Origin of the sequence: Yinghuangia sp. YIM S10712 (assembly GCF_051388935.1) — a bacterium.
In the GTDB taxonomy this organism is placed as follows: domain Bacteria; phylum Actinomycetota; class Actinomycetes; order Streptomycetales; family Streptomycetaceae; genus Yinghuangia.
This window is the reverse complement of the sequence record NZ_JBPKBI010000021.1, coordinates 87,241-102,040: the sequence shown is the minus strand read 5'-3', so window position 1 is coordinate 102,040 and position 14,800 is coordinate 87,241. Positions and strand designations below refer to the sequence as shown.

At 70.6% G+C, this 14,800-nt stretch carries 10 protein-coding genes; 8 read left to right on the top strand and 2 right to left on the bottom strand.

Going from position 1 to position 14,800, the window contains the following annotated elements:
• Positions 1 to 321: 321 nt before the first annotated feature.
• Positions 322 to 804, bottom strand: a complete 483-nt coding sequence (locus ACRX5W_RS28965; RefSeq protein ID WP_436791309.1) for a universal stress protein — start codon at positions 802 to 804, stop codon at positions 322 to 324.
• A gap of 622 nt (positions 805 to 1,426) precedes the next feature.
• Between ACRX5W_RS28965 and ACRX5W_RS28960 the strand changes: the two genes are divergently transcribed.
• A complete protein-coding gene (locus ACRX5W_RS28960; RefSeq protein WP_436791308.1) occupies positions 1,427 to 2,392 on the top strand; it encodes a universal stress protein in 966 nt (321 codons plus the stop codon).
• Positions 2,393 to 2,531: 139 nt separating this feature from the next.
• The gene (locus tag ACRX5W_RS28955; protein ID WP_436791307.1) at positions 2,532 to 3,392 is read left to right on the top strand and encodes a universal stress protein; all 861 of its coding nucleotides are present in this window, start codon (positions 2,532 to 2,534) and stop codon (positions 3,390 to 3,392) included.
• Positions 3,393 to 4,175: 783 nt separating this feature from the next.
• Here the strand turns inward: ACRX5W_RS28955 and ACRX5W_RS28950 are convergent.
• On the bottom strand, positions 4,176 to 4,802 hold the full coding sequence (locus tag ACRX5W_RS28950; RefSeq protein WP_436791306.1) for a hypothetical protein: 627 nt from the start codon (positions 4,800 to 4,802) through the stop codon (positions 4,176 to 4,178).
• A gap of 521 nt (positions 4,803 to 5,323) precedes the next feature.
• Here ACRX5W_RS28950 and ACRX5W_RS28945 point away from each other — a divergent pair.
• From ACRX5W_RS28945 to ACRX5W_RS28920, 6 genes are all read left to right on the top strand, one after another.
• Positions 5,324 to 8,035, top strand: coding sequence for a bifunctional acetate--CoA ligase family protein/GNAT family N-acetyltransferase (locus tag ACRX5W_RS28945; RefSeq protein WP_436791305.1), 2,712 nt, complete (start codon positions 5,324 to 5,326; stop codon positions 8,033 to 8,035).
• Between the two features lie 1,131 nt (positions 8,036 to 9,166).
• Positions 9,167 to 10,189 (top strand): NAD(P)H-dependent amine dehydrogenase family protein, encoded by a 1,023-nt coding sequence (locus ACRX5W_RS28940; protein ID WP_436791304.1) that lies wholly within the window; start codon positions 9,167 to 9,169, stop codon positions 10,187 to 10,189.
• 138 nt (positions 10,190 to 10,327) lie between these two features.
• A complete protein-coding gene (locus tag ACRX5W_RS28935) occupies positions 10,328 to 11,701 on the top strand; it encodes an ABC transporter substrate-binding protein (protein WP_436791303.1) in 1,374 nt (457 codons plus the stop codon).
• A 492-nt stretch (positions 11,702 to 12,193) separates the two neighbouring features.
• Positions 12,194 to 12,334 carry a hypothetical protein gene (locus ACRX5W_RS28930; RefSeq protein WP_436791302.1) on the top strand — a complete coding sequence of 47 codons (141 nt, stop codon included), beginning with the start codon at positions 12,194 to 12,196 and terminating at the stop codon, positions 12,332 to 12,334.
• Positions 12,335 to 12,451: 117 nt separating this feature from the next.
• Positions 12,452 to 13,732 carry a YcaO-like family protein gene (locus ACRX5W_RS28925; protein ID WP_436791301.1) on the top strand — a complete coding sequence of 427 codons (1,281 nt, stop codon included), beginning with the start codon at positions 12,452 to 12,454 and terminating at the stop codon, positions 13,730 to 13,732.
• Positions 13,729 to 14,712 carry a hypothetical protein gene (locus tag ACRX5W_RS28920; RefSeq protein ID WP_436791300.1) on the top strand — a complete coding sequence of 328 codons (984 nt, stop codon included), beginning with the start codon at positions 13,729 to 13,731 and terminating at the stop codon, positions 14,710 to 14,712. Before ACRX5W_RS28925 ends, ACRX5W_RS28920 begins: the two co-directional genes overlap by 4 nt.
• Positions 14,713 to 14,800 lie beyond the last annotated feature (88 nt).

The window sequence follows — 14,800 nt, the reverse complement described above, 5'->3', positions numbered from 1 at the left end:
GCCGCGTCGGACCACCTCGTGGTCGTCGAGCAGGAACACGCGAATCGGCGTCATGGCAGGCTCATCTCTCCGACAGTTGTTCGATCAGTGTGGCGCAAGTCAGCGGCGCGCAACTGCCGCAGCCCGAGTCTTGTGGACCCGGGTTCGCGGACGGGAGGGCCTTTCGGCCCTGATCGGCGGTGAGCGCGGCCGTCCCGGGTGCTGCGCCCGGGCCCCGCCGGAACCTCGCCGACGTACCACTGCACCGCCGAGTCGGTTCCCCGGACGGAGGTCGGCCCGTCAGCCCCGGCCGACCTCCCGGTCGCGGTTGCGATGACGGACTCAGGGGCCGACGTAGGGGCCGGAGGGCACGAAAACGACGGGCACAGTGGCGTGGCAGAGGCAGTACAGGCCGATCCCACCGGGGATCTCGGGTGAACTGATGCCGGTCGTCCCCAGCACCAGCATGTCCGCTCCTTCAGCCCTGGCGACGAGTTGTTCTCCCGGCGGACCGTGCAGCGGAGCGGTGATGACCTCCTTGGGGAGGTGCCGTCGGCGCAGCAGGCTCTCCACGGCCCGTTCGAGGCGCGCACGGGCAATGTGAAGCAGACCGTCGCGGGGGCTGCGGTCGTCGCTCAGGTCTTCCCAGACCGCCACGATGTCGAGCACCCGGCCGCGTTCACGTGCCTCGGCCGCCGCCCAGGCCAGGGCTCTGTCGGCACCGAACGACCCGTCGACCCCGACCACGATCCGGCCGGGGTGCCCGGCCAGCTGGTCGGCGGACACCTCGGTTGTCCGCAATCCCTCGGAGTGCTCCCGCACCATCGGCGTGTCCTTTCCAAATGTTGCGCGTGTCTTCCCGTGCCTTGCCGACAGCGGCGTCCGCAAACTCACCGCTCCGCCGAAGAACCGAACTCGCGGGCCGGAACCAACGCTGCCGACAAGGACGCCGCAGCAGGCGAAGCGCGTCTCCGCGGCGGAACGGAAGGAAAAAGATCACAGCGTCGCCAGGCATGGCGAAGTTGGCCGGCCGGACGTCGGGCAGCGCAGCGCGAGTGAACGCGATGCGGCCCATACGCTCCCGGCACAGCGGCGCCGATGCCTCCGCACGGGTCGCCGCGGTCATCACCNCGTCGGGCAGCGCAGCGCGAGTGAACGCGATGCGGCCCATACGCTCCCGGCACAGCGGCGCCGATGCCTCCGCACGGGTCGCCGCGGTCATCACCGAAATGTCATCGGTGGACTTCGCTTGCATGCCGTGATCATGCGCGGCCCGACCACGTCGTGGCAGGGCCGTATGGCCCTGCCACCCGGTCCTCCCTGTTCCGGGGGCTGCCGGTCGGCCCCCGGACGACAGGTCCAACGGCCCTGACGGCCGACACGACCGCAGCGGGAGAATCAAGCCGCGCCGGCACGGGACCGGTATCGACATGCGAAAGGGGTCGCCATGACCGAGACCAGCCGAGGCCGAGCCGTCGTCGTCGGAGTCGAAGCCACGGAGTCCGGCCGCCTGGCCGTGGACTGGGCCGCCGAGCAGGCCGCCCGCCGACGTGTGCCGCTGCGGCTCGTCCGCGCGCTGGAGTGGCCGGCGGGCGCCCCACGGCCGCAGCACGCGGGGGAACCGCGTCACAGCGTGAACCTGCGCACACACGCGGGACAGTCGGCTCCGGACAAGCCTGCGACGTTGTCCCCGCCACTGGCGCACGGTTGGGGCGACCGGTTCCACAAGGCGGCCGTCACCGTGCTGGACGACGCGTCGGAGTCCGCGCTGCAACGTCACCCCGACCTGAAGCTCGAGGCAGCGCTGATCGACGGGCCCCCGGTGGACGTCCTACGCGCCGAGTCCGAAAACGCCGCCATGGTCGTCCTGGGCTCACGTCACCTGTCCTCCGCTGCGGAGTTGCTGACCACCGGCAGCGTCGCGGTGCCGGTTGCCGCGCATGCGCACTGCCCCGTCGCGGTGGTGCGAGGTGCCGAGCCCGCCGACGCCGCGACGCCCGCGCTGGTCGTCGGCGTCGACGGCTCCGAGCGCTCCGAACCCGCGCTGGCCTACGCCTTCGAGGAGGCCGCGCGCCGCGGAGCGATTTTGCAGGCCGTGATCGTGACCCGGCCGATCGGCTTCGCCACCACCGCCGAGGCCGACCAGGACGCGCGCCGACTGCTCGCGGAGTCCCTCGCCGGGTGGAAGGACAAGCATCCCGACGTCGTGGTCCGCCCCCAGGTCGCACACGGCCACGCCGTCCGCGCACTCGTCGAAGCCTCCCGCGACACCCTGGGGCTCGTTGTCGGCACCCGCGGCCTCGGCGGCTTCGCGGGCATGGTCCTCGGCTCGGTCAGCCACGGCGTCCTGCACCACGCCGCCTGCCCGGTGATCGTCGTCCCCGCGCCCGAGGACGAGCCGACCACGAGCTGACAGGCCGTTCCAACTCCCGGGCCCTGTTCGGGTGTTGTCACGCCCGAAGCCGCTAGCCCACCCCACCCGCATCCCACGCGAGCCGGATCACCGTCTCGCTCCACCCAGCGCCGCTCCCACACGATCACCGGAGGACCGCATGTCCGTGCCACCGCCCCTGACGCCGCACATCACCGTCGCCGTCGACGGCTCCGCCCACGCCGAGGCCGCCGTACGGTGGGCCGCCCGCGAAGCCACGGCACGCCACCTGCCGCTGCGCATCGTCAACGCGTGGCTGCCCCTGCCACTCCCCGGCGGACGGCCCGTCACCAGCGAGGAAAGCCTCGACATCCTCGAAAAGGCGGCCTCGGCAGCCCGCGAATCCGCCCCCGGCGTCGAGGTGACCACCTACGACGTAGCCGACCTGGTCGGCTCGGCACTCGCCACGGAGAGCGAAACCGCCACGATGCTGGTCCTGGGTTCGCGGGGCCGTGGAGGCTTCCGCAGCCTGCTCCTCGGATCGACCAGCCTGGCCGCCGCCACCCTCGCCCGCTGCCCGGCGGTCATCGTCCGCAACAGCCCCGCCGACGACGAACCGGCACCCCGCGACGTGGTTCTGGGGCTGGACCTGCGCGACGCCGACGCCGCGGTATTGCAGTTCGCCTTCGAGACAACCGCAGCACGCCCGGGAGCCCGGCTCCGGATCGTACACGGCTGGACCATGGGTGCCTCAGCCGTCGCCGGCGGCCCGGTCTTCGACAGCGACGCCGTCCACCAGGCCGTCACCCGAGAACTCGCCGAAGTCTGCGCCGGATGGAGCGAGAAATACCCGCAGGTCGAACTGCTGCGCACCACCGTCCGGGCCACCCCGGCCGCCGCACTGGTCGATGCATCCGCCGACGCGGCCCTGACCATCGTGGGACGCCGCATCGCGGGCACCTCGACGGGAATGCGGCTCGGGTCCGTCGCCCATGCCGTCCTCCTGCACGCGGAAAGCCCCGTTGCGGTCGTGCCGTACTGAGACCGGCTCAGTAACGCGTAAATGACTCTGGCGGCAGGCCCTCGACGGCCTGCCGCCAGAGTCATTTACGGCGACGGGAGGTCCCGGCTTTCCGAGGGCGCACGTCGGCTCTCCCCCCGTGCCCCGGGCTCGCCGAGACGCGCGGGTGGCTGCGGCAGTCGGTGCCACTGATGGCGCGGCCGCGGAAGCAGCCAAGAACGGCGTGGCCGGGCCGGTCGGCCCCCCACGCGTAGGTTTCCGGAGACGCACCGGGAACGCCTTGTGCCCACGGCACAGGGTGACCCCGGCTCAGTGGCGCGTAATAGACCTGGCGGCAGAGCCCCTTGACGGCCTGCCGCCAGAGCCGTTCGCGACGACGGGCGGGCGCGGTTTCCCTGGTGCCCGCAGGCGCTCGCCTTCGGCGATCCTCGATCGACCGGTCGGCGGACCGACGGCGACTCGTCCGACCGGGCAGCGCGAGATCGGGGCAGGAAGCAGCGCCGAGGCCATCCCGCCGCCGGTGGCTCCGTCCCTCAGAGCGCAACGCGGCGCAGTCGGTCTGCAAGCGCAACTGCTTCGCGCGTCCGGTATGGGCTACTTCGTCACGATGCTCACGAACCTCTGCGTCCGTCCCGCGCACGGGCACACAGCGCCGGCCCGGCCCGTCGGTCGGTCGGTCGGTCGGCCGGTCGTCACCGTGCTTGGTTGGTACGCGACGCAGATTCATCTGTGGGCACGCCAATAGGGCGGGCCGCCAGACTGTGTCTGGTGGCCCGCCCTATTGGCTCTCGACGGTCAGGTTTCCTAGCGCAGCCACGGGTTGCGCCGGACGATCGGCAGGTCGGCCCAGCGTGCGCCCAGGCCGTAACGGCTGCCGGTGGCCACGGCGGCGAGGGCGATCAGCGCCAGGGCGTAGATGACGTGGTAGTCGGCGAACGGGTTCGTCGAACCGCTGGCGGCACCGGTCTCCAGGTGCTTGGCCGGCGGCCACTCGGCGATCCACATCAGCGCCATCATCACCGTCCCGGACACCGCGGCGATGCGCAGTCCGATGCCCAGCACCACCGCGACGCCGACACCGAGCAGGCCCGTCATGAACAGCCAGTCCGCCCAGGTCTCCCCGGCCCAGCCGCGCATCGTGGACGCCATCGGTCCGACGTTCACGTGGGACAGGAACCCCTCGGTCGGCGAACCGCCGTCGATCCACCCGCGCCCGGCCTTCGTGGCGTACCCCAGCCCGAAAGTCTTGTCGAGGAACGCCCACAGGAACACGAACCCGAGCACGATCCGCAGCCCGGCCACGGACGCCTCACGCACCGACGTCACGGCCAGCGTGGAGGACTCGGGGCGAGGGGCGGTGACGGTCGGCGACGCGCCCGTGCGGCGGTGCGGGAAGCGGGCGGTGAAGCGCGGTGCGTGCGGCGTGGCCATGGTGGATCCCCCTTGTTTGGGACCGGCGGGCGCAGGGGCCCGACGGCGTGATTCCTGAACGGGTGGCGGTCCGGCCAAGTGCTCCGCACACGACGGCCCGCTTCTCTCGGCGGCCGGGGAGCTTTCGGGCTCTTCCGGCCGTGTGAACAGGCTGCCTCGCCGGCGGCGCGCGTCCCCAGGGCCCTGCGGCCCGACTTGGCCGGGTAGAAAGGCCGGTTGGCCACGGGTTGCCGCGCTGCCGTACTCCGCGTGCCGGCAGACGCGGGCCGCACCCCAACGCACCGAGTCGTGCGGCCGTGCGCAGGAGCCGACGAAGGATGCGGCCCGACCACGCGGCCCAAGCACGCCGTTCGAGCATGCGGTCCAAGCGCGCGGCCCCAGCACGCCATCCGAGCACGCGGTCTCGGCGGGGACCTTCGGCCCTGGCGAGACCGCTGCGGTCCGCGCAAGGTGGAGTCAGGCCCAGAACGCGTCGGCGGATCGGCCGCTGCCCCCGCCGGCCTCGCGGAAGGACTTCACTCATGAACGCCGTCCACCCCCCACCGCCGGAATCGCGGACCGAAGAGCGGCACGTGCTGGCGGCCGACGGCACCATGGTGCGTCTCGCCCCGGCGCGGCCCGCGGACGAGTCCGCCGTCCGCGCGTTGTTCGAGGGGCTTTCCGCCGACAGCCTCCACCTGCGCTTCTTCGGCCCGTCCCGCAACTCGGTCGCCGCGGCGGCACGCCGTATCTGCTCCGTGCGGGCGCAGGAAGGCGGCGCGCTGCTGGCCTGGCGCGGCGACCTGGTCGTCGGTGCCGCGGAGTTCTACGCCACCGAGCCCGGTGAGGCGGAGCTCGCGGTCACCGTGGCGGAGGACTGGCACCATCGCGGCGTCGGCACTGTCCTGATCGAGCACCTGACGGAACTCGCCCGTTCCGCGGGTGTGCGCCGCTGGACAGCCGACGTGCTCTCCGAGAACCGGCCGATGCTGCGGGTCCTCCAGGACATGGGCCTACCGCTGCACCGCAGGGTCGAGGCGGGCGTCGTGACCGCGGTCATCCCCCTCAATCTGGCCGTCGACGACCCCGGCCGGGAGGAGTTCCTCGCGGCAATGGGGCTGCGGGAGCGGCAGGCCGACACCGCGAGCCTGCTGCCCCTGTTCCGGCCCACGACCGTCGCCGTCGCGGGAGCCGGCCGCCGTCCCGACTCGGTCGGGCGGGCCATCCTCGCCAATCTCGCCGCCGCCGGATGGGACGACAGCCTGTTCGTGCTGCACCCCAGCGCCGTCGAGATCGCGGGCATCAAGGCGTACGCGCATGTCGCGGACCTGCCCAGGCTGCCCGACACGGTCGTGGTCGCGGTCCCCGCACAGGCCGTGCCCGCACTGGCCGAGGAATGCGGCCGGGCCGGGGTCGCGGCGCTCATCGTGGTCACCGCCGGGCTCGACGGCGACCAGGCCCGCAGCGTGCGAGAGAGCTGCCACAGGCACGGCATGCGCATGGTCGGCCCCAACGGAGTCGGTGTCGCCGACACCTTCGGCCGCACGCCTCTGCACGCCGACTTCACCGGGGTCCAGCCTGTCCCCGGCGCGGCCGGTGTCGCGGTGCAGTCCGGCGGCGTCGGCATCGCACTGCTGCGGCAACTGAACCGGCTCGGCATCGGCGTCTCGACGTTCGCCTCACTCGGCGACAAATACGACATCAGCGGCAACGACATGTTGCAGTGGTTCGAGACCGATCCGCGCACGGAGCTCGCGGTCCTGCACCTGGAGTCCTTCGGCAACCCCCGCAAGTTCTCCCGCATCGCGCGGCGCGTCGGTCGCCGGATGCCGGTGCTGACCGTGGACGCGGGGCGTTCGGCTCCGGGGCGCCGCGCCGCCGCCTCGCACACCGCCGCCGCCGTCACACCGACCATCGCCCGCGGCGCGCTCTTCCGGCAGGCGGGCGTCACAGCGGCCCACTCTCTCGGCGACCTGGTCGCCGCCACCGCGCTGATGTACGCGCAGCCGCTGCCCAAGAGCGGAGCCGTGGCCGTCATCGGCAACGCGGGCGGCCTCGGGGTCCTGGCGGCCGACGCCTGCGCCGACGCGGGACTGACCGTCCCTTACCTCGGTGCCGAGCTCGAAGGGAAACTGCGCGACCTGCTGCCGAGCGGAGCGGCGTGCGCCAATCCGGTCGACACCACCGCGACCGTCCCGGGCGAGTCGCTGCGCCAGGCGATCGACCTGATCGCGTCGACAGGACACGTCGGCGCGGTGCTGCTGACTCTGGCGCCGACCGCGCTGGCCGACCCGATGGCCGAGCTGACCCGCGGATCGGCGGTACGCGGTATCCCCGTCGCCGTGGTCGCACCCGACCGGGCCCAGGCCATCGAGCTCGTCCCCGCCTGGCATGGCGCGTTCCCCGTGTTCTCCGACCCCCGGACCGCCGCCGTCGCTCTCGCCCACGCCCGCGACCGCGCGATGTGGCTCGTTCGCCCGCGCGGGATTGTCCCGCACCTGGCCGCCACGGAACCGGGCCGGGCACGTGGCGTGATCGACGCGTACCTGGCCGATCACCCCGGCGGCGGATGGCTGCCGCCCGATGACTGCGCCGACGTCCTGGACGCATTCGGCGTGCCCCTCGCGCCGTGGCGCCGCGCAACGAGCGCTGATCAGGCCGTCGCCGCCGCCCGCACCCTCAGGAAGCTCTCCCCGCTCGGGGCCGTGGCGCTCAAGGTGTACGGGCCCGAGATCGCCCACAAGAGCGATGTCGGCGGGGTGTACCTGGGACTCGCCGAAGACAAGGACGTGCGTGCCGCGTACACCGATCTCGTGCGTCGTCTGGGCCACCGCATGCACGGCGCGGTCGTCCAGGCCATGGTCGCGCCCGGAGTCGAACTGATCGTCGGCGTCGACCAGGACGAAGTCATGGGCCCGCTGGTGCTGTTCGGCCTCGGCGGCACCCGCGTCGACATCCTCGGCGACCAGGCCGCACGGCTGTCCCCGCTGACCGACCTGGACGCCAAGGATCTCGTCGCCGAATCGCGCGCGTCGAAGCTGCTGTACGGCCACCGCGGCGCGGCGCCGTGTGACGTCGGTGCGGTCGAAGACCTGCTGCACCGTGTCTCGCGTCTCGCCGACGATCTGCCGCAGGTCTGCGAACTCGACCTCAACCCGGCCGTCGCTGCGCCGCACGGCGTCACGGTCGTCGACGCCCGCATCCGTGTCGCGCCGCGGCACCCGGCCGACCCGTATCTGCCCGCCGTCCGCTGACCACAGGTGCCTCCGGCTCCGGGGTGAGGCTTGCTCCCTCACCTCGCACGGGATGTCACAAAGGTGCGTGCGGTCGGCATCCCTCGTGCGGAGTCGGGCCGGGAGGCAGCCCGCCGCCTGCCCGTGCCCGGCTACCGCGGCCGACCGTCCGGCAACCCGACGCGACCGTCGGCGCGGTGATTCGGGGGCATGGAAACCGAGGCGATAACGCCACTCTCACGTATTGACGCGTTCGCCGGGTGCCCCGAGAATGAGGGCGATTAAACGCAAGTTCAAACAGACTGTACCGCCGACTTCAGGCTTGTCAGATCCGGCGCACAGAAGCATCCGCGCACGGAGGGTCACGGCGGCAGCCGAAAGCACTTTCGGTGGCCGGCGTTGTGTGGAGCGGGAATCCACCACCTTGAACTCCGGCCCGTACCACCGCATTGCCTGCCGAGTGCAGCCGTCGGTGGGCGGGCGCACGACCACGACGAACGACGAACCACCGCCCGGCCGACGCCGGTTCGGGCGACAAGGCGCTTCAACCGTGAGGAAGGGCAGGGGCATGGGAAACCTTCGTGTCGTCCCGTGGGCCGCCGGCAGGCCGGGGATCGAAACGGTGACGCGGATCGGTCCAGCGTGCATGGCGGTCCGTCCCGGCCGCCGCCAAGGGGCATGACGGCTGTGGCACGAACGACCGGCTCGCGCAAGCCGGTTCCTGAATTCCGACCTGGCGGCGGCGTAAGGTCCCGCTCTCGCCACACGTCGGCTCGCGGGGAGCGAGCAGGTTCCCCGCGCGAACTTCCCTGTCCGCAAGCAAAAAACCGCTACCCAGGCACGTACGGGGCCTGACGCTCCGGCCGGGCCGAGCACGTCCGCCCGCAGGGCCGCGCTCTCGGCCGGCGGGCGCAACGGCAATGGCCCCGTGTCCAACAGGCAGGCTCCCAGGGCCGGTTGCTTCCGCTCCGCGTGTCCCGTTCCGGCACGAGCCACGACTCATCGGCGACAGCCCTCTGCCGGATCACGAACCCGGCGCCTGCTGCCCTGCCGGCGTTTTCACCGTTGATTTCTGGGGCGGTCCGGCCGCGCCACAACCGGAACCTGCCATTCCGCCCCCCTTCCGACCGAACCACAAGGAGAAAAACGAACATGACCATCCGGGTTGTGCAGTGGACCGTGGGCCGGGTCGCCGGAAGCGCCGTGCGTGCTGTGCTGGCGCACCCCGGTCTCGAACTCGTGGGCTGTTTCGTCTGGTCCCCCGAAAAGGCGGGAAAGGACGTGGGCGACCTGTGCGGCCTGCCGCCTCTGGGCGTCACGGCGACCGGTGACTTCGACGAGATCGTGGGGCTTCGGCCCGACGTCGTCCTCTACATGCCGCTGATCTGGAACGTCGATGACATGGTCCGTCTGCTGGAGGCGGGCATCAACGTCATCTCCACCGCCAACTTCATCACCGGCCGTTCCTATGGTGACCTGGACATGCAACGGCTGAACGACGCCGCGGTGCGCGGTGGAGTCTCCCTCTACGGCACCGGGATCAATCCCGGCTTGGCAAGCGCGGTCGGCCTGACGGCGGCCGCGGCCTGCCGGGAGATCGAACGCATCTCGATCTGGGAGGCGGCCGACTGCACCGGGTACGAGTCGGCCGAGACGTGGACGGACCTCGGATTCGGGTCGCCGCCGGACACCCCGGGGCTCGCGGAAAAGGCCCGGGAGCGCCAACTTGTCTTCCTGGACGCCGTCGAGATGATGGCGGACGCTCTGCGCATCGAGCTCGACGAGGTCCGCTACACACCCCAATACGGAGTGGCCACCAAGGACCTGGACCTCGGCTACATGCGGATCCCGAAGGGCACCGTGTGCGGCCTCGACGGGGTGTGGCAGGGAATCGTCGGCGGCAAGCCGGTCATCGAACTCGGGCTGCGCTGGCGGCTCGGCAACGCGATGGAGCCGGACTGGCCGATCAACGAGGGCTACGTCATGGAGATCCGCGGTGTTCCCAACGCCCGTCTGCGTTTCGAACTCGACCACGAAAGCTCCGGTGAGATCGCTTCCTCCACGGCGCACCCGGCCGTGAACGCCATCCCGGCCGTGGTCTCCGCCCGCCCCGGACTGGTCAGCGTGCACGAACTCCCCCTGATCACCGCCGGGTCCGTCCGTACCGGGTCCTGAGCCCGGCAGCGCACCCGCACCCACTGCGTCCGTGCCGCCCCAGGCGCGGGACGAAGACCTGCCAAAACGACCGCCACCGATCAGTGCACACCGAGGAGAAAACCAGTGAGATCCCCACGGGCACGCAGAACCTTGGCCGTGTTCGCCACGGCTGCCCTGCTGCTGGCAACCGCGTGCAGCAGCCGCGGCGACTCGGCCGAAGAGGACGACAACCAGGCCGCAACGAACCAATCCGGCGCCGTCAGCGCGTCCTTCGGGGACCTCGGTCCGATCTGCAAGCCGGGTACGCCGTCCGGTCCGTCCGTGCAGGGCGTGACCGACAAGGAGATCAAGGTCGGGGTCGTCTCCGACGTGGGCTTCACGAAGAACCCCGAATTCATCGATGCCGCAAAGGTGTTCACGTCCTGGTGCAACGATGCGGGCGGCGTCAACGGCCGCAAGCTCGTGGCGGTCACCCGGGACACCAGGATGCTTGAGGTCCGCCAGCGCATGGCGGAGGCCTGCCGCGAGGACTTCGCCCTGGTCGGCGGGGGCGGGGCGATGGACGGCATGGCGGTCCGGGACCGCCTGGAGTGCCTGCTGCCGGAATTCCCCGGCCAGACCGTCCAGGTGGAGAACCAGGGCTCCGACCTCCAGGTGTCCGTGCAGGCCGCGACCGCCGGGTACTGGCCCTACGAGGGCTTCTACACCTGGCTGGTGAAGGAGGCGTTCCCGGCGTCGGCCGGCGCGGTCGGCATCATCGGCGGTGACTCACCCGTCTCCAAGAGCCACATCGGCCGCACGGAGGAGTCGCTGCGGATCGTCGGGGCCAACCCGACATACACGGAGCTGTATCCGCCGACGGGTGTGGCGGACTGGACTCCGTACGCCCAGTCGATCAAGACCAAGGGTGTCCGGGGTCTGATCTTCCACGGCGACTACAACAGCCTGGCGAAGCTCGAACAGGTCCTGACGACCCTGGACTACAAGCTCGACTGGATCGACGCGAACTCCAGCGCCTACAGCCCCGCGTTCCTCGAAGTCGCCGGCAAGAGAATCCTCGACTACCAGAACAACGTCACGGACCTGGGCGGATTCCACCCGCTGGAACTGGCCGACTCCAGCCCCGCGGTGAAGCAGATCACCGAGTTGTACGCGAAGTACGCCCCGGGCGCGGAGGTCACGTTCCCGGCACTGAAGGCCTTCTCGGCGTGGCTGCTGTTCGCCAAGTCGGCTGTCGCCTGCGGAGACGGCCTCACCCGCAAGTGCGTGTACGAGACCGCCGCCAAGGAGACCAATTGGACGGGCGGCGGCATCCAGGCCCCGATCGACCTGTCCGTACGCACCGGTGTCACCGTCAAGTGCTTCAACGTCGAGCAGGCCACGTCGGCAGGCTGGAAGCCCGCCGACTTCGGCCCCACGAACGGTCCTTACCGCTGCAACGCCCCGGCCACGAAACTCAGCGGCGACTACGGCAGGCCGACCACTCTCGCCGACGTCGGCAAGACCATGGACGACCCGCGCCTGAACTGAGCTCAGCGGCATAGGGTTTCGCGCCGACCGGAAGTGCGGTGCGCGAACCTGCCACAGCACGGGCGCGAGACCGACGAACACTGACGAACCCACAGGCGGCCCGTCGCCCCGGATCCTCTCCGGGCCGACGGGCCGCCTCATGCCGGGACGAGATCCCCCCTGGCGCGGCACACCCTCGTCCCGTCGAGCCAAGCCTGGGCGCACGCCTGCCACCCCGAGGCGTTCCCCGGGCGGCGATCAGACCCGCACGGCGAACCCGCATGCCCCCATTGGATCTTGCCGGTCAGCCGTGCCGCGGACCTCCGACTGAGTCGGTACGCGTGACGGGCGCGTGACCGATATGTGACCGGCACGACAGCGCTTCTCGGCAGGCTCCTTCCGTGGCGTCGCCGACGTCTTGGGCCCGGCCTGATCGGCCGTGCGGGGCACGGGGCGCACCCGGTCCTTCACCCACGAAGGACCACGGCTCTTCGAGGAAACGAGGAATTCGACATGGGACACGGAAAGACGGCGAGCGGTGACCTGAACTTCGCCGAACAAAAGGGCGAGAAGCGGACGTTCGAGGACGCCTTCTTCACTCGGGCGAAGGCACCGAGGAAGTCCCCGGAGAAGCAGAGCAACGAGCAGCGCTAGCCGCTCGGACGCCCGGCCGTCGCACCGCACCACCGGGTGCGACGGCCGTTCCGCCGAGTCCGGCGGGACCGCCATCACTCGAACACATCACGGCCGGAGGTACCGACGTTGGATCGTGTGAGCGACCGGGAGCGATCCACCACTGTCGCCGAGTCGCTTCGGCTGGCCGGCGAAGCCGCCCGCGCACACGGCCTGTCCCTTTCCTGGAGGCTCTCGGGCGGCTCCGGCCGTGGCGTCGCGGTGTACCAGGCCACGCTGTCGGACGCGGCCGGGAAGGTGCTCGGGCAGGCGACCGGAAAAGGCGTGGGGACGCAGTCACTTGCCGGCGCACTCTTCGAGGCGTTCGAGCACGCGGGCGCGCGGAATGCTCTTCCGGGTCAGGCGAATGAACACGCGTGGGAGGTTCTGCCGCCACCCGAATTCAAGCAGTTCGACTTTCTCTGCACATACGCACATGACGTTCGCCCGGCGACGGAACAGGCCACGGTGCCGTTCCACGCGCTTCTCGATCTCCATCCCATCCGGACGGGACGACGAGTCGTCTATCCGGCGGCAGCCGCCGACTTCGCGTATCACGGCGACGAAGCGGAGTCTGATCTGGTCGTCCTCGAACGCTATTCGACGACCAACGGATATGCGGCAGGCGCAACCCCGGACGACGCCCTCGTCCACGCCGTCAACGAACTTGTCGAGCGTGACGCACTCAGCCAGCACCTTCTCTCCTCGGTGTTGCAGCCGCGTCCTGTCCATCGCATCCGAGGCGGGGAGCCTCCCCTCCTCAAACGAGCGCTCGACACCATCGAGACCGCTCTCGCGGGCGAGGCGGTCGTCGTGGACGTGACCGCCCACACCGGATGCGTCGTCATGGCGCACCTCCGTCCGGCCGGAAGCGCGACCGCGCTGATCGGAATGGGATGTTCGCGCTTCCCCGACGTCGCCTACGAGCGGGCGGTGACCGAGCTGTATCAGGAGTGGAAGGCGTTTGCCGCAGGGGTGACTTTCGCCGACGAGGGCGGGCGGGAACCCGAAAACCTCGACCCTTATCCGAAGCTCCGCCGGGCGGCGGAGGTGCCGGACCCGCAGTGGGCGTCGCAGGGCACGTACGCCCGCTTCCTGCGGGAGAGAACACCGGCCATGCCGACGGACGCGCCGCCGAAAAAGGAGTCGGTCCACCTTTTGGAATCCCTGCGGAAGAACGGCTTCGAGGTCTTCTGGCGGCCTTTGTGGAAATACGTCGGCAGTCCGGAGAAGAACAACCGGGGCGTCCACGTGGTCCAGGTCATCGCGCCGGGCCTGGAGCAGTTCTACGGAATCATGCTGTGCCGCCCGCTCGTCCCCGTGGGAAGGCTGTATTCGCCGGAGACATGTGCCGCACTGCTGGAAGGGAGCAGCGAATGAAACCGGCCTTGGCAGTCGGGCCGTACGGAAGCGCCGAGCAGGTCGCCCGGAATTCCGCCCCCTTCTACACCGGATTCGGTCTCTCCCCCGAGTCGGCCTCCGGCCATGCCATTCACCCCATGGTCGACCACATTCTCTGCGAGCGATGGTCCGGCGACTCCATGCGCCCCCTTCCGCCCGCCTATCTGACGCCTGTCGAAAGCGGGGACGTCGCAGCATGGCTGCGTCGTGATCACCCCGCCGACGCGGCTCTCGAAAGGACCCTCGACACGCTGGCCGCCGAGGAGCAGTACAGCACCCGACCCGACGACGAAGTGTCCCGGTCGGAGCTCGCACTACTCCTGGAAAAGGCCGACGAGCGCCTTCAGGAGAGGGTTCCGGAACTGTGGGAAGAGACCCGTCCGTTCGTGTCCCGCGTCTTTCTCGCGGACGGCGGAAAAATCCTGGGCGGGTCCTGGGACCATGTCGCCGGCGCCATGCTCATCGGGGCGCAGTTGACCGGCCGTGATGAAGCGGCGGCCGAGTCGCTGTTGCACGAGGCGGTGCACGCCAAGACGTACCGCCTCGTGCGGGGATTCCCGAGGGTTTTTCTCGAATCCACCCCGGACTTCATCGAGATTCCCTGGTGGCAGACCGAGGAATCCAGTCGGTGCTGGGGAACCGAGAAGGCATTCGCCGCTTACACGGTCTACGCGCATCTCGGTTACTACTACGACCAGGTCGTGCGGAAATCCGCCGCCCCGGAGAACGACGGATCGCTCCGTTCCCTCCAGCAGACGTCCTTCCGGGCCCGCTACCTCGGCAACCTGCTGCTTCAACTGGACGACCACTGGCTCGACGACCGACGCCGAGACGTCGTCCGCTGGCTCCTCCCGCAGATCCCGGCGCCCCCCGGACTGAATTCCGAGGGCGAGAAGGCGCTGAACCGCGAGATCACGTCGTTTCCCGGGGCCGAGAAGGCGCTGTGCCCCGCGAGTTGACCCGAGCCACCGCTCCGGCGCGTGCCACGAACGAACGCGTGCCGGACCACCGGCGCGCGACCCGCCCCCGGCGGCCGGCGCCGACGAC

Coding starts and splice junctions, on each gene's coding strand:
- ACRX5W_RS28965 (WP_436791309.1), bottom strand. CDS start 804: ATGGTGCGGGAGCACTCCGAGGGATTGCGGACAACCGAGGTGTCCGCC.
- ACRX5W_RS28960 (WP_436791308.1), top strand. CDS start 1,427: ATGACCGAGACCAGCCGAGGCCGAGCCGTCGTCGTCGGAGTCGAAGCC.
- ACRX5W_RS28955 (WP_436791307.1), top strand. CDS start 2,532: ATGTCCGTGCCACCGCCCCTGACGCCGCACATCACCGTCGCCGTCGAC.
- ACRX5W_RS28950 (WP_436791306.1), bottom strand. CDS start 4,802: ATGGCCACGCCGCACGCACCGCGCTTCACCGCCCGCTTCCCGCACCGC.
- ACRX5W_RS28945 (WP_436791305.1), top strand. CDS start 5,324: ATGAACGCCGTCCACCCCCCACCGCCGGAATCGCGGACCGAAGAGCGG.
- ACRX5W_RS28940 (WP_436791304.1), top strand. CDS start 9,167: ATGACCATCCGGGTTGTGCAGTGGACCGTGGGCCGGGTCGCCGGAAGC.
- ACRX5W_RS28930 (WP_436791302.1), top strand. CDS start 12,194: ATGGGACACGGAAAGACGGCGAGCGGTGACCTGAACTTCGCCGAACAA.
- ACRX5W_RS28920 (WP_436791300.1), top strand. CDS start 13,729: ATGAAACCGGCCTTGGCAGTCGGGCCGTACGGAAGCGCCGAGCAGGTC.